Below are 22,360 nucleotides of genomic sequence, written 5' to 3'. Positions count from 1 at the left end.
TTTTGACAGCGCCTTCAAGAATTACCTTTTGGTAGTTTCTTTAGAATCCCTGCTGCTTCAGCACAGGGAGTGTCAACAACTAATGAAATCCCAAATCAGAACCTTTCCCCGCGTGAACCAAAGCCAACTTTTCGTAACGCTTAGCGTGCTCCACCAACTCTGCAGCTTCCTCCTCAGAGACATCCCGCAGGCGTTTGGCAGGCACTCCCGCAACTAGGGTATGAGGGGGAACGTCCTTGGTGACAACCGCCCCTGCACCGACGATAGAGCCTCTGCCCACCCTCACTCCGTCCAGGACGATCGCCCCAATCCCGATCAGGCAGCCCCGTTCAATGTAAGCTGAGTGAATCACGGCTCGGTGTCCGACTGTCACGAAATCTTCCAAAACCGTCGGTTTCCCGGGATTGCCGTGCAGAATTGCTCCATCTTGGATATTGGTACTTGAGCCGATCGCAATTCGCTCTACATCCGCCCGCACCACCGCCCCGTACCAGATACTAGCGCCCGCTGCCACCTCTACCCTGCCGATGACAACAGCGCCTTCAGCGACAAAAGCAGCTTGGGATAGATCTGGCCTGGGCCAATAGGAAGGAAGTGCAGGTATAGGTTCGTTGAGATTGCTCATTTGTTGGTCGATCGTTATACTTCTAGCAGATTAGCTGGTTGTTGATACGGGATATAATAAAAGTATTTGGCACTTTTGCAGAGAAAATATGCTGGGACGCAAATAAATGATTGAAGTTGCCTTGCAATACCCGATGTTTGGCCCGGAAATTCAGTGTCCCCACTGTCGCCAAACAATTCCGGCTCTAACGCTCACGGATACCTATTTGTGTCCGCGTCACGGGGCATTTGAGGCAGATCCAAAAACGGGGGAACTGGTTCACCTTCAGTCTGGGCGGCACTGGCGCCGCTGGGAGGGTGAATGGTATCGCCAGCACACGCACCCGGACGGGATTCGGTTTGAAATTCACGAAGCGCTCGATCGACTTTATACTCAAGGCTACCGAGCAACTCGCGTGATCGTTGCCCAACGCTATCGCGACTTAATCAGCGCTTATTTGGAACGCAGCACGCCTTGGCGCGGCCAGTCGGAATCGCCGCGGCCGAGGTTGTACGGTTTGCCTGTGGATTTTAGCCCCGATCCTCAAGAAGACCCTTGCTGGGAAGTGATTAATTTTGATTTGGAAAAAGAGCCGGGAGTTCCGATTAGATATCCTTATTTTCGGTTGTTTGAATAGTTATTAGACATCTCCCAAAAAAACGGTTTTGAACAGGCAAGATGCCTGTTCCACAATAATTATGGGAGAGGTCTATTAGTTATTAGTTATTAGTTATTTATTGGTTGTCATTTGTCCTAGGTTTTTTAGAATGTTTTGGCGATAGCAACCAATTCCCAATTCCCAATTCCCAATTCCCCAATCTAAAATCTAAAATCTAAAATCTAAAATCGAATGCACCACGCCTCGATTCGCACTGCTAACATTCACCGGGCGATCGCCTTTTACGAACAGTTGGGATTTACTGTGAGCGATCGCTTTACCACAGGTTACACCCTAGCCTGTTGGATGGAAGGTCTCAACGGACGCATCGAACTAATTCAAATCCCGGAACCCAAACCCGCACCGGATGCTTTCGGAGACGAGCATTATGTTGGATATTATCATTTATCTTTCGATTTAACTGAGGCGACAACTGACTTACCTAGCTGGTTGCAGTCTTTGAAAGAAAGGTTTGAGGAAGCTGCTAAAGACCAGCCAAACCAGTTTCAAGCTTTGAAAGTTTTATTAGAACCGACTCAACAGGCGATCGGGCAAAATGTTTACGAAGTAGCTTTTATTGCCGATACAGACGGTTTGCCTTTAGAGTTTATCCGGCTGCTTAATTAGTCTTAGGCTCAAAATTTCATTGCAAGTTTCCTCCGCTGTCTTCGCCTTCGTGTATATGGTAAATTTTGCCAACTGATGATTTGAAGGATGTCTGACAAAATGTTCGTTGATATTTAGATTGCCATCGGGTACATATTCATTACGATCGTTCAGAATCTGCACCGACTCATCTAAATCAGCAGATGGAAGTAAAAGAATTACATTTGGATAAGGATCTAGAACTCGTTCAACCCTTTGAAACAAAGCAGTTTCTTCATATACAGAGTGACCAGCACCAAAATCGATAACACAATGTTTGTGTCCCGATAGCAATCTCTCTACTGCATAGGCTTCAAAGGATTTCCAGTATTGGTAAATTCCTCACAATCCCTCGGATTCTCGTTTTTGTTTTGCGAGTTCTTCATCATAACCAATTTCCTGATAGTAGTCCCATCGTAGTTCATCCATTGACCATTGTGGAAGACCGACGCGATCGGCTAAAAGCTCAGCGACAGTAGATTTGCCAGCACCAATCGGGCCTATGAGAACGATGTCTGATGACATAACTGTTTTGGGCAGTACAACATAATCTAGTTTTACACATCACAACTTTCTCGGTTCGATATAGAAATCAGAGAGTGAATATGCCTTCAACCATTGGTGTCAACTTCAGCAACTGAGAATAGTTATTACTCTTAATCCCTAGTAACGTTCCTACCAACTTAACAAGATTTTTCCAAAAAATAGCTAGATTTTTAACTCAAAATATACTAGATTTTATTTTTTACCATATAATATGAATATCTCTTCATACGATAAGACGTTAGGATAAACCCAGGAAAAACGATGCAAAAAGCCAAGTCGAGCGATTCCGGCTGCTGTAGTCACGAGGACCACCGCGATCGCAGCCATGAGAATCATAACCACGAACACGACCACAACCACGACCACGGCCACGGAGATTTTAACCTGAATCAAGAATTGATTCCTGTGATATCGGTTGTTGTACTATTTGTCGGCGGTTTAATTTTTGAAGAAAAACTCCACAACACGCCCTATTCTATAGGTGAATATCTGGTTTTCATCCCAGCCTATCTTTTAAGCGGATGGAATGTTTTAACCAGTGCGGGTCGCAACATTCTGCGAGGTCGAGTGTTTGATGAAAATTTCTTAATGACTGTAGCAACACTCGGCGCTGTCGCCATTCACAAACTCCCGGAAGCAGTCGGGGTGATGTTGTTTTTCAAAATCGGAGAACTTTTTCAAGAATTTGCCGTAGGGCGATCGCGTCAATCGATCAAATCGCTTTTAGAAATTCGCCCAGATTATGCCAACCTCAAAGCAAATGGCGACATCAAAAAAGTTTCGCCAGAAACCGTAGCCGTCGGCGATATCATCCTTGTCAAACCGGGAGAAAAAATCCCCTTAGACGGTGAAATTATCGACGGCAACTCTCAGATTGACACATCTGCACTAACTGGAGAATCAGTACCTCGAACCGTGAAAGTTGGAGAAACAGTTTTAGCAGGAACAATTAACCAGACAGGAGTTCTCACCGTCAAAGTTACCAAAGTCTTCGGTGAATCTTCAATCTCCCGAATTCTGGAATTAGTAGAAAATGCCAGAAGCAAAAAAGCTGAAACTGAGAAATTTATCAGCAAATTTGCCAGTTACTACACGCCTTTTGTAGTATTTGCATCGCTAGCAGTGGCTTTAATTCCGCCTTTGTTCATTTCAGGAGCAACTAATGCCGATCGCTTTTTATGGGTTTACCGCGCCCTTGTCTTGTTAGTTATTTCCTGTCCTTGCGGATTGGTGATTAGCATTCCTCTGGGATACTTTGGGGGAATCGGCGGTGCAGCCAAGCGCGGTATTTTGGTTAAAGGCTCGACTTTTTTAGATACCCTGACAGCAGTCAAGACAGTTGTTTTGGACAAAACAGGAACTCTGACCAAAGGAGTTTTTAAAGTAGCACAAATTGTGCCTGCAAATGGTTTTTCCCCAACAGAGTTGATGGCAATAGCGGCTAAAGTAGAATCTCAATCCAATCACCCTGTCGCGAAATCTATTCTGGAAGCTTACGGCGGAAAAATAGATTCGTCGGATGTGAAAGATTACGAAGAAATAGCGGGAAACGGCATCCGAGCAAAATTAAATAATCAAATTGTGCTTGCGGGAAATGACCGTTTGCTGCACCGAGAAAACATTGCTCGCGATGTCTGCAATGCTGAAGGTACGATCGTGCATTTAGCGGTAGACAACCGCTACGCTGGCTACATTTTAATTGCTGACGAGCTTAAGGAAGACGCAGTACAGGCTATTGGCGACCTCAAAAAATTAGGTGTTGAGCGAATCGTGATGCTCACAGGAGATAATCAAGCTGTCGCCGATAGTGTTGCGAAAAAGCTCGGTTTAGATTCCTATTTAGCTGAGTTATTACCCGAAGGAAAAGTAGAGGCGATCGAAAAACTGATCGGTCAATCTAAAAAAGGCGATAAAATTGTCTTTGTGGGGGATGGAATTAATGATGCACCAGTGCTTGCGAGAGCTGATGTGGGCATAGCGATGGGGGGTTTGGGTTCGGATGCGGCGATCGAAACTGCTGATGTTGTGATTATGGCAGATGCACCGTCAAAGGTGGCCCAAGCCATTCAAATTGCCCGGAAAACTCACAATATTGTCTGGCAAAATATCATTTTTGCGCTGTCAATTAAAGCGATATTTATTGGTTTGGGTGCTTTTGGTTTAGCAACAATGTGGGAAGCTGTTTTTGCCGATGTTGGGGTGGCTTTAGCAGCTATTTTCAATGCGACTAGAGTTTTGAAATAGAGTATTCGCAGACCAGGGTGATTTTTGCCGATCGACCTAATCTTAGTCGATCGCGCGCATCTCGGTTCAACTCAAAATATACACAACTTAATATATACGGTGACTCTGCCGGATTTCGATCCGACTGATGACATTCCGCTACCTTTGTGAGAATTTGAAAAAAATATGAAAAGAATTGAATCGTAAAACAAATGACTCATTCGGAGAACAAACCCAGCCTTCGAGAGGTTCACCGCAGCATCCCCGTTCCCAACAGCAAAGGTTTCTGGCGTAAAATGCTGGCCTACGCAGGGCCTGGATATTTGGTTTCAGTCGGTTACATGGACCCCGGAAACTGGGCGACTGACTTGGCAGGGGGAGCAAAGTTTGGCTATGGGCTATTAAGTGTGATTTTGCTATCTAATTTGATGGCAATTTTGCTGCAATCACTCTGCGTGCGGTTGGGAGTGGCAACGGGACGAGATTTGGCACAAGCTTGTCGAGATTATTTCAGTCCGCGAGTCAGTTTTTTGCTGTGGATACTTTGTGAAATTGCTATTTCTGCTTGCGATTTAGCTGAACTTGTTGGAAGTGCGATCGGACTGCAATTGCTATTTGGCATTCCCTTAGTTTTGGGAGTGTGCATTACTGCGCTAGATGTGATAATGGTGTTATTTTTACAAGGGAAAGGCTTTCCTTATATCGAAGCTTTGGTAATTACGATTATTGCAATTATTGGCGGTTGTTTTATTGCAGAAATAATTTTTGCAAAACCAGATGCCGGAGGAGTTTTACTCGGTTATGTTCCGAAACTAGAGATTTTGCAAAATCAGGGAATGCTTTATATTGCGGTTGGTATTTTAGGGGCAACTGTGATGCCGCACAATCTTTACTTGCATTCGTCGATCGTGCAAACTCGCGCTTGGCAAGAAACTGCTGATAAAAAATGGGAAGCAATTAAATTTGGCACAATTGATTCTACCGTAGCGCTGTCAATAGCTTTGTTTATTAATTCAGCTATTCTGATTTTGTCTGCCGCCAACTTTCACTTTTCCGGCTATCAAGAAGTAGCAGAAATTCAAGATGCTTACAAACTGCTTTCTCCGGTGCTGGGTGTGGGTTATGCTAGTGCAATTTTTGCCTTGGCTTGATTGGCTTCGGGGCAGAACTCAACCTTAACTGCAACTTTAGCAGGACAGATTGTGATGGAAGGGTTTCTAAATTTTCGACTGCGACCTTGGTTGCGGCGCTTGCTGACTCGACTGATTGCAATTGTGCCGGCTTTGGTCGTAATTATCTTGTTTGGGGAAGGTAGTACAACTAATTTACTGGTTTTCAGTCAAGTGATTCTCAGTTTGCAATTACCCTTTGCAGTAATTCCCTTGGTAATGTTTACCTCAAACCGCCGCTTAATGGGAGAGTTTGTGAATCCATTTTGGCTCAAAGCAGTAGCTTGGTTCGTGGCTAGTATTATAGTAGGATTAAATAGTTGGCTGCTATTGCAAACTCTTTTCTAGCAATTGGCAATTATAGTCCAGCCCCCGCAAGGGGGAAGTTTTGTCTAACAATTTACACTGTGAATCCTTAGCCACCAGACTCAGTTGTCTCAAAAGGCTGTCGGAAGTCTTTTCCAACAATAAATCGCGTTGAATTTAGAGGATAAGTCTTCACATAAACCAGACAACCAGTTGCCGACGACGGACTATAGGGAGAATTGGGTGAATACCGCAGCCAACTACCAGTTGGGTAATCTCCTAACTCATCACTCCAAGTACCTTCGATGACAAAGATTTCTTTAACCTCAGATTCAACTACATTCGACAAGGCCGTACCGGGTTGCCAGCGTTCCACCCAAACTTTTTCAGGAAAACCCTCTTGCTCGTAAAGTGGCTTTACTTCAATTTGGGGAATAATACCGGGCTGCCAGGACAACTCGTAAATATTCGTTTTCACCCGCTGGCGAGTGGTTCCACCATGTTGCCGTAATTTAACAAATGTCAGGCAACCTTCATCGCTATAAGGGCGATGGATAAACCCTTCGGGATTGAGCATATAAGATCCTGGGGGATACACACCGGTTTCATCAGCGAAGTTGCCCTGGAGTACCAAAATTTCTTCTCCACCGGCGTGTCCGTGCAGCGGGAAAAAGCCACCCGGATCGAAGCGAGTCAGCATGGTGACGGGATGATCTTGAACGTTATCGTCGGACTCAAAGGCACCAAACCAGATGCCCGTAAAAGATGTCTGATACCAGGTTAGCGATGACTGCAAGACTGCGGCTCGACTGGATACGTCGTTGTGAATTGGTTGAGGTTGCCACTCAAGTTGAGAAGACATAATTCTTGAAATTTAAGATGAATTCTTGATTGTGTATAAGCTGGTTTCTATAGCCAGTATAAATAAATTGTGTCCTATTTGCTAGCTGACGATCGCCTATTCCCTATTTCCTATTCGCTGTTCCCTATTTATACTGTTTAGCCAGTTCGATCGTTTTATCTAGCAATATACCGCCCACAGGATCTGTGCCACAGGAGTCTGAGATGTGTAAGGCGATATCCAAGGCAAAACCCACCTTGCCATCCAAGAGCGCAAAAGCCCAAAGACTCACGTAGTCGCGCAAACTAGCCTCAACTAATTTGAGGTGTTCTAGGGTTCTGAAATATCTGGCTTCAGCGGCTGTCGGACTCCCCGGCAATCGTTCGATCTGTTGCTGGTCGAGTTGACTGGAGAGGGCTTTCCGCGTACTCTGCATCACCCTAGGAAAACTCTGAAAGTTGAGACTCGACAGCCAAAAACCTTCCTCTATTAAAGCCTTATGAACTCGATCGAACGTGTTTTCTCCGTTATAGAAAGCTATAATTCCCGGTTCGACATCGATCGCTAACATCCGATCTCTGACCGATTTATCGATACTCACAAATATATCTAAATCCCGACCTTGAGAATCGAGTTTTAACCAATCAATTCCATGAACTTTCAGCTCTCCAATGACTTCATCCAACCGTGTTGCAGGTAATTCCACACGGCTCTCAACGTCAAATGTTTCTGTAAAGCTATACTGCTGGGAATTTTCGTTGGGTTGAAGCGTACTCGAACAGAAGGGATAGGAAGTTAGGAAAAATTTGACCTGACTAGAGGAATCATCGGTTACGATTTTTTTGACAATGGTAAATTTTTGGAAATTCCAAGAATTTTCCTCATTCAATTCCCTAGAATCTGGATCGAAGCCGATGTAGTAGGAAAACGGAGCAATTTCCTGCCAGATGCGGTGAGGTTCGCCTGATGCACCGATATCAACTAGAACAAAATTAGTTTCTTTGAAAATGGCAATTTCCGACAGTAATTCTTGAAACATTGCGTCGCTTTACCCGATCGAATAGTTGGCTTTAGCCATTAAACATCAAAGTCGCGCATATAGCAATCCTATCAATAGCGATCGACCGTCAGTTGTCAGCAATCGGCTGAGGCTCTTCCAGAAGTCCGGGGAGAGCCAAGTCCAGATATCTCTCGTCTGGCAACAGATACGAGTCTTGTGGGTCGTGTCAATCGATTGCGCGATTTTAGATTTTAGATTAAAGAATTGAAGCATTGACCCCACGGATCGAGTCGGGGACTCCTTTATCGGATACAGGTTTTTTATTTCTGGACGGATGAATCCGGGGGCTTGTATCCTAGATGCTTGATTGTCAAACCCGATCGGGTTCGATCGCAAGAAATCGGAAGCTTGAGGCTTAGCGGTATCGAGAGAGGCCGATGAGACGATAACATCGGCTTCATATAGTTTCCGGTTGCAGCGGAATTATGAGGACACCGCGAGAGCAAGAGTGTCCCTACAATTAATCGCGGTAGGGACACTCTTGCTCTCGCGGTCTAGAAAGCTGTGAGTAATATTAATTCCGACGCTACCGGATTTGATATCAGTAGTCATTTGGCAATCACAATCAATCACCAAGAACTAATCCATAAAAACAAAACCCGCCGGTGCGGGTTTCATCTTAAAGCTAATTGTTAATAACTTACGGTTTCAACTACTTCTGAGGAACAAGAGCCTCATTACCAGCAACGGGACGGGGAGACGAAGCGGTAGTTCGCAAAAGTGCGATCGCCTGCGCGTAGCAAGGATCGTCCTTAGTTGCAACCAACGTCGGTTTGTTAGCTAATTTCAGCTTTTGTTCGTCGGTGACTTCGACCTTAATATCGGGAGTAACCCCCTTGTGGCTGATATCCGTACCGTTGGGAGTATAGTAGTGAGCGATCGTCACCGCCAATCCCGAACCGTCAGCCAAAGAATGCACCGACTGCACCAAAGCTTTGCCAAAAGTTTGGCCGCCCATCACTGTTGCGCGCTTGTTGTCCTTCAGAGCACCGGCCAAAATCTCGCTGGCGCTGGCAGAGTTATCGTCCACGAGCACCACTAAAGGCTTGTCAGTGATTGCAGTGCGGTTGGCGCGCATTTCCTGAGAATCGCCCGCGCGATCGACTGTGCGGACGATCGCCCCCGTATCCATCCACATTCGAGCGATATCAATGCTCACTCGCAGCAAGCCGCCGGGATTCCCCCGCAAATCCAACACAAAAGCGTCAGCTTTCTGATCCGAGAGATTTTTAATCGCCGCCTGCATTTGTTCCCCTGCGTGGGAACTAAACTCTTGCAAGCGGATGTAACCGACATTCTGACCGCCTTCTTTCTTGAGGCTGTAGCGAACCGCTGCTACCTCAATTCTCGCCCTAGTCAGAGTGATATCAAACTCGCTTTTGCCCTCGCGAGCAATCCGCAGCGTGACTTTCGTGCCTTCAGCGCCCCGAATTATCTGAGCCGCATCCGAGACAGTCATGCCTTTGGTAGCTTTGCCGTCAATCACCAAAATCGTATCGCCCGCTTGAATCCCTGCCTTCAGGGCCGGGGAATTTTCCATCGGTTCGACTACCGTAATCGCTTTGGTTTTCTCGTTTTCTTCCAGCCTCATCCCCACCCCTGTCAGTTCCCCGGATGTCTGATTCGTCAGCGCTTCGTACTGCTTCGGGTCCATGAAGCGCGTGTAGGGGTCGTTTAATTTCTCTAGGGCTTTGCGGAGGGCGGTGTAGGCAGCTTCGCGAGAGGTATAATTTTTGCTGAGCAATTCTTGGCGGGTTACTTGCCAGTCAGTCTTGTTAAAGCTGCCATCAACATACTCTCGGTTCACAATTTGCCAAGCTTCGTCTAAGACAGCTTTGGGGCTATCTTGAAGCTCGGCGCGGACTGATTGACTCAGGCCGGGAACGAGTAAAGATATCGAAGCGGTTGTTGCCATCGCCCCACTGAACAGGGCTGCCTGTAACTTAGAAAAGCGTCTGCGGGCTTGATTCATTGAATTTGGCTCAATTCGATTTTAGATTTTTGATTTGAGATTTTATATTGCTAAAAAATCTCAAACTACTACTTAAACTATTGTGTGGAGGCTCCACCATCCCTTTGGACAGTTTAACGAGATTCATTGTCGATCGCCAACCAATTATTACTCTCTTTCAATAAACTTAATTTAAAACTTGGATTTATAAAGTGCCGTGGAAGCTAAAATCGAACAATTTTCGCGTAAGTGGTTGAGCCTGCTCGTTAATGGAATTATCGGTCTAGCAGCGCTGGCGGGGGTCGTCGCCATGCAGTCTAGCGGGCAGTTGGGCGGAATGTCCCCTGTTCGCGTTCAGGGGCAAAAGTCCCTCTCTGCAATGTCTGCTGCCAGTTTCAAGCAAGAAGCGCAGCAAGAAGCCCTGCGGCTGAGAATGCTCAAAAATCTCCCTAGTTTTGGGTTTGATAATTTAATTGCAGATTGGACATTTCTCAAATTTTTGCAGTATTTTGGCGACGACGAAGCCCGAGATGTGACGGGCTACAATCTGAGCCAAGATTATTTTGACATAGTTACGCGGCGCGACCCGAAGTGGGCTGACATCTACCTGTTTCTTTCCACAGCTATTTCTTTTTATCAGGGAAAGCCTGAAACTGCTGTTGAGTTGATTGAGAGGGGTACTAGCGCCCTTTCCCTTTCGCCGCAAATTCATTCCCAATCGTGGATAGTGTGGCGAACTAAAGGTCTTGATGAGTTGCTGCTGTTGGGAGATATTCCCGAGTCAATTCGCTCCCACGAAATGGCCGCTGATTGGGTGGAAGGAAACCCGGAATGGTCGAAATTGGCGCCGATGTTTCGAGCAACTGCTGAGTATTTGCGCCGAGATCCCGATAGCGTGCCGGTGCGGTTTACTGCTTGGAGTACGGTTTATTATCAAACAACTGATAAGTTGGTGCGTCAAAGGGCGAAACAAGCTCTTGTCAAGTTGGGAGCTCAGGTGCAAAAAGATAAGGATGGAAAGGAGAGTTTTATTTTGCCGCCGAGCAAGTAAGCAGAAGCAAGAAGGAAGAATGAAGAAGGGAAATGCAGCCACAGTAATAGTTTCAGCTATCAAGAATCTCCTAACACTCAAGATGGTTGACAGTAATTCCCCAATCTAAAATCTAAAATCTAAAATCTAAAATCAGCTTGAGTTAGTTCGCGCCATTCACCGGGTTTGAGACCTTCGAGACGCAAATGCCCGATCGCGCACCTGACCAGCCGCAGCGTCGGAAACCCTACTGCTGCGGTCATCCGGCGCACTTGGCGGTTGCGGCCTTCTGTGAGGGTCATTTCCAGCCAAGCTGTCGGCACGTTTTTGCGAAATCTAATCGGCGGTTCGCGGGGCGGCAAAGGTGGTTCTTCTAACAATAATTGCACTTTTGCCGATCGAGTCCGATAATCTTGAATTGTGACACCTGTCTGCAAAGCGGCGATCGCATTTGCATCGGGAATTCGTTCAACTTGCACCCAGTAAGTGCGGGGATGAGCGAATGAAGGGTCACTGAGGCGGTGCTGCATTTGTCCGTCATCGGTTAGCAGCAACAAACCTTCACTATCGCGATCGAGTCTTCCTACTGCATAAATGTTAGGAATAGGAATATAGTCTTTGAGAGTGCTGCGTTTAGTTTCGCTGGAGTTGTCAGTAAATTGAGTTAAAACATCATAAGGTTTGTAAAATAGAATGTAGCGATAGGGCATAAGCAATCAACAAAAATGTACTAATATCAATCATCCTGTAGGGGCGGGTTTCACCGACAATAATTGCCTAAAACCGACCATCTCCAAAACCCGCCCCCACGAACACGGCAGATATAGGTAGGGGCAGGTTTCACCGACAATAATTGCCTAAAACCCACAACCTCCAAAACCCGCCCCCACTTGGGCGGCAGAGCGATGTAAGGGCAGGTTTCACCGACAATAATTGCCTAAAACCCACAACCTCCAAAACCCGCCCCCACCAACACGGCAATATGAATAAACTTACACCTAATTTTACCATGCCCGCAGCCACTCACCGCATTTGCATCGTTTTAGGAACTCGCCCGGAAGCGATTAAACTAGCTCCAGTAATTCAACTGTTCAAAAGTTCGCCAACCTTTGACACCCAAGTAATTTTAACCGGTCAGCACCGAGAAATGGTCGAGCAAGTAATGCGAATGTTCGATCTCAAAGCCGATCGGGATTTAGCAATTATGCAGCACCAGCAAACCTTGACGGATATTACATCCCGGAGTTTGCAGGGTTTGGAAGCATTGTTTAAAGAATTGCAGCCCGCGATCGTGTTAGTTCAAGGCGATACAACGACAGCGTTTGCCGCTGCTTTAGCTGCATTTTACCAGAAAATACCCGTAGGTCACGTAGAAGCCGGATTGCGGACAGACGACGTGTTCAATCCTTACCCCGAAGAGGCTAACCGACGGTTGATATCTCAGCTCACAAGGCTGCATTTTGCCCCAACAGAGCTGGCTGCGGAGAATTTAGGGCGATCGGGCGTTTTGGGAGAAATTCACCGTACAGGCAACACAGTAATCGATGCTTTGCTTTCTGTCGCCAAACGCGAACCAAAATGCGACATTCCTAACTTAGATTGGAGCAAATATCGCACTATCTTAGCCACAGTTCACCGCCGCGAAAATTGGGGAGAACCTTTAGCAGGAATTGCTCGCGCATTTCTCCAAATCTTAGATAAATTTCCCGATACAGCCTTGCTCTTACCTCTACACCGAAATCCTACAGTCAGAGAACCTTTAAAAGCTCTTTTGGGCGACCATCCAAGAGTCTTTTTAACTGAACCTTTAGATTACGCAAAATTAGTCGGAGCGATTCAGAGAAGTCATTTAATTTTAACAGATTCCGGTGGCTTGCAAGAGGAAGCACCTAGTTTGGGCAAGCCAGTTTTAGTATTGCGAGAAACCACCGAAAGACCAGAAGCAATTTCCGCAGGCACCGCTAAACTTGTCGGTACGAATTCTGATACAATTTTCACAGCAGCGGCAGAATTGCTGAGCGATTCCGAAGCATACAACGCAATGGCAATGGCAATTAATCCCTTTGGTGACGGTTTGGCAGCCTCGCGGATTTTGAAAATAGTTGAAGAGTATTTTAGTTAGCTACCCCCTTGCGAGTGGGGCGGTTGAAACCGCCACTAAACAAACTTGCGTCCCCGCAGAGGGGGACTAATTCCTGTTAAAAAAACTCGGTTTATGCCTCCATTCCCGAATTACCAATCCCCACCGCCACCCCCACTACTGCTATAGTCGCTACTGCTACTGCTACTGCTGTAGTCGCTACTGCTACTGCTACTGCTGTAGTCGCTGCTACTGCTACTGCTGTAGTCGCTACTGCTGTAGTCGCTACTGCTGTAGTCGCTACTGCTGCTGTAATCGGCACCCGCACCCCCACCGGTGGAGTTGCCACCGCCAAAGCTACCTCCGCAGTCACTACTGCTAATGCTGCTGTAATCGGCACCGGCACCGCCACCGCTGGAGTTGCCACCGCCAAAGCTACCCCCGCAGTCGCTGTTGCTAATACTGTAGTCGCTGCTATTACTGCTGTAGTAGCCACCGCAATCATCGCTACTACTGTTACTGCTGTAGTCGCTAGTGCTACTGTAATCGACGCTGTGACTGCTGTAATTGGGACTGTGACTGCTGTAATAGCGATTGTGACTGCTGTAATAGCGATTGTGACTGCCGTAATTGCGATTGTGACTGCTGTAATTGCGCGGATAAGGGCGGTGGCGGGAACGAGATATCCGAGAAAATAAGCTGCGAAATATCCTCAAGATAATGAAACAAGATATAAATGCTATGAATGCTATGAATAACAACCCAAGTAAGCCATAGATTAAATTCGATGAATCTTCACCTGTGGATGTACTATTGCTAATAACTGGCGATTGACTAGGTATTGGTGACGGTTTCACCCCTTGAGATGGTACGATTGGAGCGAAAGGCAGCGTGGTTTGAGATTGAGCATTTACAATCGGAGTTTGTAAAACATTTACTAACGCCTTTGTCCCCGCTAATGTACCGCCGTCAAAGTCCTGCTGTTTAAATGGGGGCGTAATTTCGGTTTGAATAATACCCACTACCTTCGCATCCGGCAGAATGCTTTGAATGCCAGAACCTGTTTCAATTTGAACGCGGCGTTCTCCAGACGAAATCAACAATAAAACTCCGTTATTTTTACCTTTTTTGCCAATTCCCCAAAAGTTAAATAATTCTGTAGCAAATGCTTTTGGTGTCGCCGATGGCTTAGTATCAGGAACTGTTACAACAGCGATTTCTGAGCCGTTTTTTGCCTCTAAATCCGAAATCATTTGATTGAGCTGAGTTTCGGTGCTGTCGCTGAGAATGTTTGCTTTGTCCGTTACCCAAGTGTTATTTACTTGGCGGGGATTCGGTACTTCTTGTACTGTGATAGCTTGGCTCGTTAGGGGAAATGCAATTGCCGAAAAGCACAGCAAACTGCTCCAGATTATTTGTTTGTTGCTAACTTGTAACTGCATTGCTTCAGTCTCCTGAATAACTGCTAATCTGAAATAGACATCTATCTGTCCGCCTAATTACCATTAAATAACCAGCTCACTGTCATGTCAATTCAGATTATTCAGAAATTGGATTCAGAAAAATCATAATTTTAGACACCCCATAAGCACTTTACATTTATAATCCTGGACGCAAGGGTGGCGAGAAACCGGGTTTTTAACCAAAATAATTGCTGAAAACCATCAATCTCGGTTCAAAAACCCAGTTTCTTAGTGGGCGAGTGCGAGTGCGAACGAATTTAGATATTTTTAAGGAGAGGGAAGTTGTGGCCCAAAATTGCTGCTGCCTTTATAACCGGATAAAATAGCCAGTTTTTCCAAAGATTGCCGGCCCGTGTAATATTTCCCCCGAATTTCCCAAGTTGGATAAGCTTTAATGTTGGCAGCTTTGCATAAATCCGGTTGAGCATCTTTGCCTCTAGGATCGCACTCTATGTAAGTAATTGCGGTAAATGCTTCTTTGCCAAAAAGTTCTTGTTGCGTGTGACAGTGAGGACACCAGTAAGCACCGTACATTCTAGCTTTGAGGGTCTGCAAATGGGTTGCTAAAGCTATTTGATCGGGCACGGATTCACTGCGAATAGGTGGCGCTTCTTGTTCGGTAACTGGCAATTTGGCAGGGGGAGGAGGCGGCGGAGGGAGGATTTGTGCTAATTTTTGAGTGGGTTTGTTGCTGAAACTAAACTGTGCAATTCTTCCGTCTGCTTTGGTAGTGACGAAAATCCCCAAAGTCAGGAAAATGCCGATCGCACAAAAGTTGAATTTGCTTACTCTCATCTTGGATTTCATCTTGAATTTGCTAGGATTTCGCGAGCTTGATTCATAGCCTCTACAGCATTGTTTACCACAAAGATGTTAAATTGTGCTAAACCTTTAAAAAAAACTTGACTTTCGGCGCTGTGATTTAACAATATAACTTGTTTGTTAGCTTTGAGAGCGAGGGCGATTTCCGAAGCCGTGCCCGTCCCCATACCGCAGGCAATTATTACATCTGAAGAAAGAATGTTAATATTATTTCTGGCGTTTCCCATATCGGTGACGATCGCAATATCTACAGCTTCAGAAATGCCGCGAGTGTCATTCCCCGGAAGGATGCCGACTGTTAAACCGTTAGCTGATTTTGCTCCCTTGTTGGCGGCATCCATGACGCCGACATTTCTACCGCCAGTTAGCAATATCCATCCTGCTTCAGCGATGAGTTGTCCGAGTTGATAGGCGTTTTCTAAGTCGGTTGATGTGGCACTTTCGCCAGGGCCCATGATGCCAATGATGATTTTTTTCATAGTTTTCGGTGAACAAGTAGGTCATCGCCAAACAACAATAATCTCCACTCATAAATAGTAGGATCAGGTTGAGCTACAGTCTATAATAGGAGCGAGTTTACTGCTGCTGCCAAACCCGCCCTCCCCATGTTATATTTATTTGTAGCACTTACTCTGAGTGCTATTTCGTCAATAAGAAAGTGATATCTAACATGAGTGTCGCCCAAAACCCTGAAACAAAGCTGATGGAAAAAATCCGCAGTTTACCGCCCGATAAAATCACGGTATTAGAAGATTTTATCGACTTCCTATTAACGCGAAGTGAAGCTCGTCAGCTCGTTTCTGCTGCGACTAAACTCTCAGAAGCAGCTTTTGCTAAAATTTGGGATAACCCAGAGGACGCGGAGTATAACGAGTTATAATTTTGGTGATGTGGTTTTAGTTCCGTTTCCTTTTACAGATCAAACTACCCATAAAAAACGTCCAGCAGTTGTGATTAGTTGTGACGTTTATAATGCAGAATATCCCGACCGCATTTTGATGGGTATAACTAGCCAAGTTAGCAGTAGCCCGAAAGTCTGTGATGTTGTCATAACAGATTGGCGAGGGGCTGGGCTTTTAAAAGCTTCTATGATTAAGCCTGTTATTACGAAAATTGAAAAAAAACAGATCCTCAAAAAATTGGGAAGGCTTCAAGATAAGGGATCTCGCTCTTTTGATTCATAAAGCTTAAAAAATAGACATTAATTTTTAACTTCCTGAAAAATCTTATAGTGTTCGCAAATGATTTCAATAAAAATATCCCCTTCCAACCGAAAATGACTCAAAGCAGATAAATCTAAATTAGCCGGAAAATTGAAAGGATAGGACAGGGAAGACAAGAAAGTTTCAGCATTTTCTTCAAGCTTTCTGAGTTCTACTTCTCCTACCCAAAAACAGTAATTTTCATCGTCGGAATTGATGGGGCGAGAAATCACTAGGTGAAGAATGCGATCGAACTCGATGGCTACATCTCCCACTTCGGGCCCAAAGGTGAAGTCTAAACGCAAGCCAAGTTTTTGAGGGCGGAGTGAAACTCCTACTAAATCGGCACTTTTTAAGTCTTCTAAAAAGGTTTTGAGGTTGAGTGCGATCGCGGTTGTCATAGAATCACTTTTTCTCCGGTATTATGTGTCTTAGCCCCTGGTTCAAATTTTATTTGATTTCCATCTCTATTGTATCTACGACGGTAAGTTTTGCCCTCCGTCCCGCGTATATGAGGCCCTGTACGGACTATTTCACCATTTGGTCTAATATGAATGATACTGCCGTCTGGATGTTCAAAGGTTTGATAGCCACCTTTTGTGCTAGTTTGAAATTGGAAGCCGTAACTTTCCAGTATGGCGATCGCTTCTGATAAGGTTTGTCCTGTCAAATCTGGAAGTTGTTGTGCGGCTGGATTCATTGGTTGTGAATGGGAAAGATTTTGAGCGATCGCCATTTTGATTATAAAACGGGCGATCGCTCTTTTGATGAATGATGAGCGAGATCCTTTTTGAGTCTGGTCGATCGAGGGCGATCTATCTTCCCAATTTCTTATTACAAAATTACAGGTTGTGTGAGGCTTGACAAAAAATGGCAAAATCTGCCATAATAAGATAACGAGTTAAATGAGGTAAGTAATACCAGTGACAAGCATGAATATTTCTCTACCTGACTCAATGCGAACTTATATAGAAGAACAGGTAGCCCAAGGTGGTTATGGTACAGCTAGCGAGTATTTCCGTGAGTTAATTCGCCAAGACCAAAAACGCAAAGCTTCAGAACGTTTGGAAGCGATGTTATTAGAGGGTTTGGAATCGGGAAATCCTACGGCGATGACGGAGGAAAATTGGATGGAGATTCGTCAAGCTGTGCGATCGCGTATTTCCCAGAATCAGGGGTTGCAGGGAGAAAAATGACCTCGCTCCAAAAACGTCCGCAAGTTATCCGTGACTTGATTGAATTAGCCACTTACCTGGCGGAAGATAATATGGATGCTTCCGATCGCTTTCTTGTCGCGGCGGAAGAAACCTTTAAACAATTGGCCCAAATCCCAAAAATGGGAAAACGCTGTCAATTTTCTCATCCTAATTTAATCGATGTGCGACAACAAGCTATTAAAGGTTTTAGAAGATATCTGATTTTCTACCGTCTCATAGACTCAGAGGTGGAAATTTTGCGCGTGATTCACGGGGCACGGGACATCGAAGATATCTTTGATAATGTTGATGAGAATGAGTAAATCTTTACTCTTGAGGTGGGCAGTTGAAGATCGATCGCCCTTCTGAATTATTAGAAGGGCGATCGCTCTTTTTTACCGCAGATGGACGCAGATTAACGCGGATGCAAGAAGGGCGATCGATCTTCTTGACTAAAGAATCTCGCTCTTTTACTTACTGAGCATTTTCTTGTCCTAGAAGTCGATCCAGTTTGTTTTCAATTGTGGTTAGCTTTCTCAGAACAGTTGGACGATCTTCATCTAGAGAAGTAAGTAAGTTAGCAATTCCTGACTGAACGTTAATCAATTGCACGACAGCATTTTGTAGTTGTACCATTCCTTCTCGAAGTTCCTGTCGTTCGAGTCTTGCTTCTGCCATGTTATCTAACATAGCTTGAGTTGCCCTAGCGTTGCTTTCTATTAGTTGCTTCAGCTCTTCATCCGTCATGTCGATGGCTGTTGGTAAATGAGATACTACTTGAGATTATAGCAAATGAGAGCGGGGCGATCGCTCTTTCGATCGTAAAACGGGCGATCGCCCTTCTGAATTATTAGAAAGGGCGATCGCTCTTTTTAAACCGCAGATGGACGCTGATTAACGCGGATGCAAGAAGGGCGATCGATCGTTGGATGAATTATGGGCGAGATCCCTTCTGAATCTGGCTAAGAAAGGGCGATCGCGTTCCTTCTCTATTGTTGCCTACCCGTGATTTTTCAAACCATCGCTATTGTTGATATAGTTTTACAAGTCCCTTCCTTACTGCATTTTGAAACACAGGTTCTATCTTAAGCCGACCACTATTAGCCGGAGATTTAGGAGCGGAAGGATTTGACATATCAACGTATGATCTACCTTCATGCACTTCTAAATGAGTGTGATTTCCGTAACTTGAACCAGTATTACCTTCGGTTCCAATTGGGGAACCTGCTTTAATACTTTTACCTTTCAAACTCTCATTAATTGATCCCTCAGCCAAATGCCAATAGATGAATGTTTTATTCAGTTCTTGATTGAAGATAGCAATCGTCCCATTAAACCCCCACCACTTGTTAGAATCCTCTTTACCATTTTTCGCTTCGATAACTTCTCCGCCAACTAAGGCGTACACTCCGTGATCGAGATCCTTGCCATCGGGAGCGGCGTCATCAGAGTCAAATGCTGGAGTATTACCCGGATGAACCTTGCGACTAAATTCATTAGCTATCTTGTCTTGATATAACGCATTCAAGTAGTCAGCATCCTTGTAAGTGTAATCTGGAATTTTTGGAAAACCAATCGTTTGTTCTGGAACCTGCTTCCAAGAAAGGTCAAAGTCAGCATTTGAATCTCGATCGTAGAAAAGGGCAACAACACGATACTTACCGCTCTCTTTGGATTTGAATTCGTACTCTTTAGGAGGGTTGCCGTAATGCTCTTGCCACCAAGCGCTAGTATCTGGATTAATCGATGTATCTGTGATAGGAGTGATTAATTCCCACGCATCAGGCTTGTCAAGAGGGCGGGCAAATAACCGGAATCCGTCATCACCTCTGGCATTAAAGTTGTAGGTTTTATTAGCCTCAAAGTCCGTGTCGGTGTAGGTCTTGATTACGAAGTTGTCGGCGGGGAACTGAGAATTACCAGCGGGAGAACCATTACCCCAATCAAATTTTAGCCCTTTTTGGCTGTTGGATCCTAAATCGAAAGCACCAAGGAATTTCGATTGAGGTGTTGCCTCACTTAGCTTTCCAGGTGGTTTTAACTCACTGCCTCGATCCCAATCGTAAACCTCTGCTTTCCAATTTTTTGAAGTATCAACGTAAGTGCTAGGAATTGGTGCAGGAGAAGACACAGACTTAACGAAAGAGTCGAAAGCCTGAACCCCTCCAAAATCGACAGTAGCCACTTTGCTACCATTCCAAATCATAGAACCCTTCTCAAACAACTGTTTGATAAAGCCGTTAGCCTGTTCAACCTGATTTTGAAGTGGTTTACCCATCCGGCTTTCACCACCAATTTTGAGATATTCTTTGCCAATCTCTCCCACTATCTGAAATAGATTTGACCCAGTTGTTGGCGGATTCTGAGTTTGTTTTGGTGGCAGATTTACCTCTACATATGGCTCGCTACCATTAGCATTGGGGTAAAAATTCATTTTCAAGGTGTATGAATCTACCTTAGAGAGACTGCCCTTATCAACTGTCACAGTATAAGTACCTGCTGGCAATTGACCCCCTGGTAATGTATTTGCATTAGCAGGTTGAGAGCCAGATTGCAAATAAACACCATTACCCGTCAGGGTTGCACTACCTATATTGATAGTACCGAATTGCAAAGGAGTCGGTTGATTCACAGTAAAAGTGTAGACATCTGATGGATTAGAATCATCGAGCCAACCGTGATAGAATGTCCGCCCGGATGTGTTTACCTGACTCCAATCTTGCGCGGCCCTTTCCATTGGCGTAACTTTCCCTTCTCCATCCCAAGTATTAGGCGTAATAAACGGTGAAGGCGTGTAACTTTGCGGCGCTGTTTCCTTCGCCACTTGCACGGCTTTATTCAAATTCACCACCCCAAAACCCGTTTCTTCATCCCATCCGGGCTCCTTCAAATCGATCGCACTTCCAGTCAAAACGTCAATCACTTGAGTAGGATTCAAATCGGGATTACTTTCCCAAACTTTAGACGCCATCCCCGCCACAATCGCCGCAGCAGCAGAAGTCCCCGCCATCGTGCCTAAATCATCGCCAACAGTCGATAAAGTCGGATTGTCGATCGCACCTCCGGGCACTAAAATATCCAAACCATAGCCGTAGCTGGAATAATCCGATCGCCCAAATCCATCAGACGAACCAACCGTGAGAATATTCTCAAACTCCTGGGAAGACTGACCCAAAACCGACATCACACCGCCGTCATTCCCAGCCGCTACAACTAACAGCACTCCATTCTGACGCGCATTTTCTAATGCAGCACGTTCTCTGGGTGTAAATTCGTAACGAGTGGTAATGCTTCCATCAGCATTCTTTTGAGTTAAATCGAGGGGAAGAAGTGCGATCGCATTCTTCTTCTTTTGTGCTTTCGCTTCACCCACAAAATCAGTTAAAGCTAAATCCCATTCCCCAGAACCAATTGCCCGACTTAGGTAAACATTCGCTTTATCGTTGTAGCCATCAATACCTCGATCGTTGCCTTGAATCGCACTCACTAAACCCCAGCTAAATGTGCCGTGTTCGTTACCAGTGCCGGCCGTAAACAAAGGATTGCTGTCTTTGTCAATGCGATCGCGCCCCATAGTCACTTTAGAGTAATCCAAATCGGGATTGTTCGGCGCAAACCCAGTATCGATGATGCCGATAAAGGCGCGATTTTCTGGCGGCGAACTAATCGGTAATACGGTTTCAATCGACGGTTCGGGGTCGATCGGCTGCGGCAGATCGTCGATCGGAAGTTCAACTAGAGGCGGTTCCGGGGCGATCGTAGGCGGTTGCACGGGTGGTGTTGGAGGGGCGATCGGCAGCGTTGCAACAGGTGGCGTTGTCGCAACAGGTGGCGTTGCTACAGGCAGTGTTACCACAGGCGGCGCTGTCTCAATCGGTGGCGCTACAGCCACAGGTGGTTTTGTCTCCACAGGTGGTTTTGTCTCCACAGGTGGTTTTGTCTCCACAGGCGGTTTTGTCTCCACAGGTGGTTTTGTCTCAATCGGTGGCGTTTCCACAGGTGGCGTTTCCACAGGCGGTTTTGTCTCCACAGGCGGCGTTTCCACAGGTGGCGTTTCCACAGGCGGTTTTGTCTCCACAGGTGGCGTTTCCACAGGCGGCGCAACAGCCACAGGCGGTTTTGTCTCCACAGGTGGCGTTTCCACAGGCGGCGCAACAGCCACAGGCGGTTTTGTGTCAATCGGCGGCGTTTCCACAGGTGGCGTTTCCACAGGCGGTTTTGTCTCAATCGGTGGCGTTTCCACAGGCGGCGCGACAGCCACAGGCGGTTTTGTCTCCACAGGTGGCGTTTCCACAGGAGGCGCGACAGCCACAGGCGGTTTTGTCTCAATCGGTGGCGTTTCCACAGGAGGCGCGACAGCCACAGGCTGCTGTGATTTGACATAATCGATCAATTTCTTGCCGCCCTCAAGTTTAGTCCAATCCTTATTTGGATCGATAACTTTCTCTATTGCCGGTGCTTTGCCCGTCGCACCTGTTAAATTGAAAACTAATACCATTTTTCTAAAGATGTGCTAGAGATAAAGAATGTAAGATCCAAGACCATCCTGTGAGAAAACCAATGA

Annotated in this window: 25 protein-coding genes and 1 pseudogene; 12 read left to right on the top strand and 14 right to left on the bottom strand. The window is 45.7% G+C overall.

Annotation, left to right across the window (positions count from 1 at the left end):
* Nucleotides 1–79: 79 nt before the first annotated feature.
* Nucleotides 80–625 (bottom strand): gamma carbonic anhydrase family protein, encoded by a 546-nt coding sequence (locus QUA80_RS30125; RefSeq protein WP_333428622.1) that lies wholly within the window; start codon nucleotides 623–625, stop codon nucleotides 80–82.
* 106 nt (nucleotides 626–731) lie between these two features.
* Between QUA80_RS30125 and QUA80_RS30120 the strand changes: the two genes are divergently transcribed.
* Together QUA80_RS30120 and QUA80_RS30115 are read left to right on the top strand one after the other, a co-directional pair.
* The gene (locus QUA80_RS30120; protein WP_332957361.1) at nucleotides 732–1,241 is read left to right on the top strand and encodes a TIGR02652 family protein; all 510 of its coding nucleotides are present in this window, start codon (nucleotides 732–734) and stop codon (nucleotides 1,239–1,241) included.
* A gap of 213 nt (nucleotides 1,242–1,454) precedes the next feature.
* Complete coding sequence (locus QUA80_RS30115) at nucleotides 1,455–1,889, top strand: VOC family protein (RefSeq protein WP_333369167.1); 435 nt, start codon at nucleotides 1,455–1,457, stop codon at nucleotides 1,887–1,889.
* Here the strand turns inward: QUA80_RS30115 and QUA80_RS30110 are convergent.
* Nucleotides 1,863–2,132 carry a hypothetical protein gene (locus QUA80_RS30110; protein WP_333428621.1) on the bottom strand — a complete coding sequence of 90 codons (270 nt, stop codon included), beginning with the start codon at nucleotides 2,130–2,132 and terminating at the stop codon, nucleotides 1,863–1,865. The two genes, QUA80_RS30115 and QUA80_RS30110, sit on opposite strands and share 27 nt — an antisense overlap.
* A gap of 117 nt (nucleotides 2,133–2,249) precedes the next feature.
* Nucleotides 2,250–2,432 (bottom strand): hypothetical protein, encoded by a 183-nt coding sequence (locus QUA80_RS30105; RefSeq protein WP_333428620.1) that lies wholly within the window; start codon nucleotides 2,430–2,432, stop codon nucleotides 2,250–2,252.
* A 282-nt stretch (nucleotides 2,433–2,714) separates the two neighbouring features.
* Between QUA80_RS30105 and QUA80_RS30100 the strand changes: the two genes are divergently transcribed.
* The 3 genes and pseudogenes from QUA80_RS30100 (at nucleotide 2,715) to QUA80_RS30090 (ending at nucleotide 6,193) form a co-directional block, all read left to right on the top strand.
* A complete protein-coding gene (locus QUA80_RS30100; RefSeq protein ID WP_333428619.1) occupies nucleotides 2,715–4,697 on the top strand; it encodes a heavy metal translocating P-type ATPase in 1,983 nt (660 codons plus the stop codon).
* Nucleotides 4,698–4,721: 24 nt separating this feature from the next.
* Nucleotides 4,722–4,847, top strand: coding sequence for a hypothetical protein (locus QUA80_RS30095; RefSeq protein ID WP_333428618.1), 126 nt, complete (start codon nucleotides 4,722–4,724; stop codon nucleotides 4,845–4,847).
* 41 nt (nucleotides 4,848–4,888) lie between these two features.
* Nucleotides 4,889–6,193: pseudogene (locus QUA80_RS30090) on the top strand (Nramp family divalent metal transporter).
* A gap of 67 nt (nucleotides 6,194–6,260) precedes the next feature.
* On the opposite strand, the gene QUA80_RS30085 reads toward QUA80_RS30090, so the two are convergent.
* From QUA80_RS30085 to ctpB, 3 genes are all read right to left on the bottom strand, one after another.
* Nucleotides 6,261–7,013, bottom strand: coding sequence for a cupin domain-containing protein (locus QUA80_RS30085; RefSeq protein WP_333428617.1), 753 nt, complete (start codon nucleotides 7,011–7,013; stop codon nucleotides 6,261–6,263).
* Between the two features lie 124 nt (nucleotides 7,014–7,137).
* On the bottom strand, nucleotides 7,138–8,031 hold the full coding sequence (locus QUA80_RS30080) for an FkbM family methyltransferase (RefSeq protein WP_333428616.1): 894 nt from the start codon (nucleotides 8,029–8,031) through the stop codon (nucleotides 7,138–7,140).
* A gap of 673 nt (nucleotides 8,032–8,704) precedes the next feature.
* Nucleotides 8,705–10,024: a carboxyl-terminal processing protease CtpB gene (gene ctpB, locus QUA80_RS30075; RefSeq protein WP_333428615.1), complete on the bottom strand. Its 1,320-nt coding sequence runs from the start codon at nucleotides 10,022–10,024 to the stop codon at nucleotides 8,705–8,707.
* Between the two features lie 196 nt (nucleotides 10,025–10,220).
* Between ctpB and QUA80_RS30070 the strand changes: the two genes are divergently transcribed.
* On the top strand, nucleotides 10,221–11,054 hold the full coding sequence (locus QUA80_RS30070; RefSeq protein ID WP_333428614.1) for a hypothetical protein: 834 nt from the start codon (nucleotides 10,221–10,223) through the stop codon (nucleotides 11,052–11,054).
* Between the two features lie 119 nt (nucleotides 11,055–11,173).
* Here QUA80_RS30070 and QUA80_RS30065 read toward each other — a convergent pair whose 3' ends face one another.
* Complete coding sequence (locus tag QUA80_RS30065; RefSeq protein ID WP_333428613.1) at nucleotides 11,174–11,743, bottom strand: pseudouridine synthase; 570 nt, start codon at nucleotides 11,741–11,743, stop codon at nucleotides 11,174–11,176.
* A gap of 299 nt (nucleotides 11,744–12,042) precedes the next feature.
* Here QUA80_RS30065 and wecB point away from each other — a divergent pair, with 299 nt between their 5' ends.
* Nucleotides 12,043–13,155, top strand: coding sequence for a non-hydrolyzing UDP-N-acetylglucosamine 2-epimerase (wecB, locus tag QUA80_RS30060; RefSeq protein WP_333428623.1), 1,113 nt, complete (start codon nucleotides 12,043–12,045; stop codon nucleotides 13,153–13,155).
* 110 nt (nucleotides 13,156–13,265) lie between these two features.
* Here the strand turns inward: wecB and QUA80_RS30055 are convergent, their stop codons facing one another.
* From QUA80_RS30055 to QUA80_RS30045, 3 genes are all read right to left on the bottom strand, one after another.
* The gene (locus QUA80_RS30055) at nucleotides 13,266–14,555 is read right to left on the bottom strand and encodes a TPM domain-containing protein (protein ID WP_333428612.1); all 1,290 of its coding nucleotides are present in this window, start codon (nucleotides 14,553–14,555) and stop codon (nucleotides 13,266–13,268) included.
* Nucleotides 14,556–14,843: 288 nt separating this feature from the next.
* Entirely contained in the window at nucleotides 14,844–15,371 is a 528-nt protein-coding gene (locus QUA80_RS30050) for a hypothetical protein (RefSeq protein WP_333428611.1), read from the bottom strand.
* Between the two features lie 8 nt (nucleotides 15,372–15,379).
* Nucleotides 15,380–15,877 (bottom strand): TIGR00725 family protein, encoded by a 498-nt coding sequence (locus QUA80_RS30045; RefSeq protein WP_333428610.1) that lies wholly within the window; start codon nucleotides 15,875–15,877, stop codon nucleotides 15,380–15,382.
* A gap of 191 nt (nucleotides 15,878–16,068) precedes the next feature.
* On the opposite strand from QUA80_RS30045, the gene QUA80_RS30040 reads away from it, so the two are divergent.
* Both QUA80_RS30040 and QUA80_RS30035 read left to right on the top strand, forming a co-directional pair.
* On the top strand, nucleotides 16,069–16,278 hold the full coding sequence (locus QUA80_RS30040) for a toxin-antitoxin system, antitoxin component, Xre family protein (protein ID WP_333428609.1): 210 nt from the start codon (nucleotides 16,069–16,071) through the stop codon (nucleotides 16,276–16,278).
* 10 nt (nucleotides 16,279–16,288) lie between these two features.
* The gene (locus tag QUA80_RS30035; RefSeq protein WP_333428608.1) at nucleotides 16,289–16,582 is read left to right on the top strand and encodes a type II toxin-antitoxin system PemK/MazF family toxin; all 294 of its coding nucleotides are present in this window, start codon (nucleotides 16,289–16,291) and stop codon (nucleotides 16,580–16,582) included.
* 17 nt (nucleotides 16,583–16,599) lie between these two features.
* Here QUA80_RS30035 and QUA80_RS30030 read toward each other — a convergent pair whose 3' ends face one another.
* Together QUA80_RS30030 and QUA80_RS30025 are read right to left on the bottom strand one after the other, a co-directional pair.
* Nucleotides 16,600–17,001, bottom strand: coding sequence for a hypothetical protein (locus QUA80_RS30030; protein WP_333428607.1), 402 nt, complete (start codon nucleotides 16,999–17,001; stop codon nucleotides 16,600–16,602).
* Nucleotides 16,998–17,300, bottom strand: coding sequence for a PASTA domain-containing protein (locus QUA80_RS30025; protein ID WP_333428606.1), 303 nt, complete (start codon nucleotides 17,298–17,300; stop codon nucleotides 16,998–17,000). The genes QUA80_RS30030 and QUA80_RS30025 overlap by 4 nt, the downstream gene beginning before the upstream one ends.
* Nucleotides 17,301–17,532: 232 nt before the next feature.
* On the opposite strand from QUA80_RS30025, the gene QUA80_RS30020 reads away from it, so the two are divergent.
* The 3 genes from QUA80_RS30020 to QUA80_RS30010 are packed head-to-tail and all read left to right on the top strand — an operon-like array spanning nucleotide 17,533 to nucleotide 18,277.
* Nucleotides 17,533–17,796 (top strand): type II toxin-antitoxin system ParD family antitoxin, encoded by a 264-nt coding sequence (locus QUA80_RS30020; protein ID WP_333428605.1) that lies wholly within the window; start codon nucleotides 17,533–17,535, stop codon nucleotides 17,794–17,796.
* On the top strand, nucleotides 17,793–18,119 hold the full coding sequence (locus tag QUA80_RS30015) for a type II toxin-antitoxin system RelE/ParE family toxin (protein WP_333428604.1): 327 nt from the start codon (nucleotides 17,793–17,795) through the stop codon (nucleotides 18,117–18,119). The genes QUA80_RS30020 and QUA80_RS30015 overlap by 4 nt, the downstream gene beginning before the upstream one ends.
* A gap of 23 nt (nucleotides 18,120–18,142) precedes the next feature.
* Entirely contained in the window at nucleotides 18,143–18,277 is a 135-nt protein-coding gene (locus QUA80_RS30010; RefSeq protein WP_333428603.1) for a hypothetical protein, read from the top strand.
* Here QUA80_RS30010 and QUA80_RS30005 read toward each other — a convergent pair.
* Together QUA80_RS30005 and QUA80_RS30000 are read right to left on the bottom strand one after the other, a co-directional pair.
* Nucleotides 18,271–18,543, bottom strand: coding sequence for a hypothetical protein (locus QUA80_RS30005; RefSeq protein ID WP_333106319.1), 273 nt, complete (start codon nucleotides 18,541–18,543; stop codon nucleotides 18,271–18,273). The two genes, QUA80_RS30010 and QUA80_RS30005, sit on opposite strands and share 7 nt — an antisense overlap.
* A gap of 277 nt (nucleotides 18,544–18,820) precedes the next feature.
* Complete coding sequence (locus QUA80_RS30000) at nucleotides 18,821–22,294, bottom strand: S8 family serine peptidase (protein WP_333428602.1); 3,474 nt, start codon at nucleotides 22,292–22,294, stop codon at nucleotides 18,821–18,823.
* Between the last annotated feature and the right edge of the window lie 66 nt (nucleotides 22,295–22,360).

This window comes from Microcoleus sp. F4-D5 (assembly GCF_036704885.1).
In the GTDB taxonomy this organism is placed as follows: Bacteria; Cyanobacteriota; Cyanobacteriia; order Cyanobacteriales; family Microcoleaceae; genus Microcoleus.
Note: the sequence above shows the minus strand (reverse complement) of the source record. Positions and strands in the feature narration are given on the sequence as shown.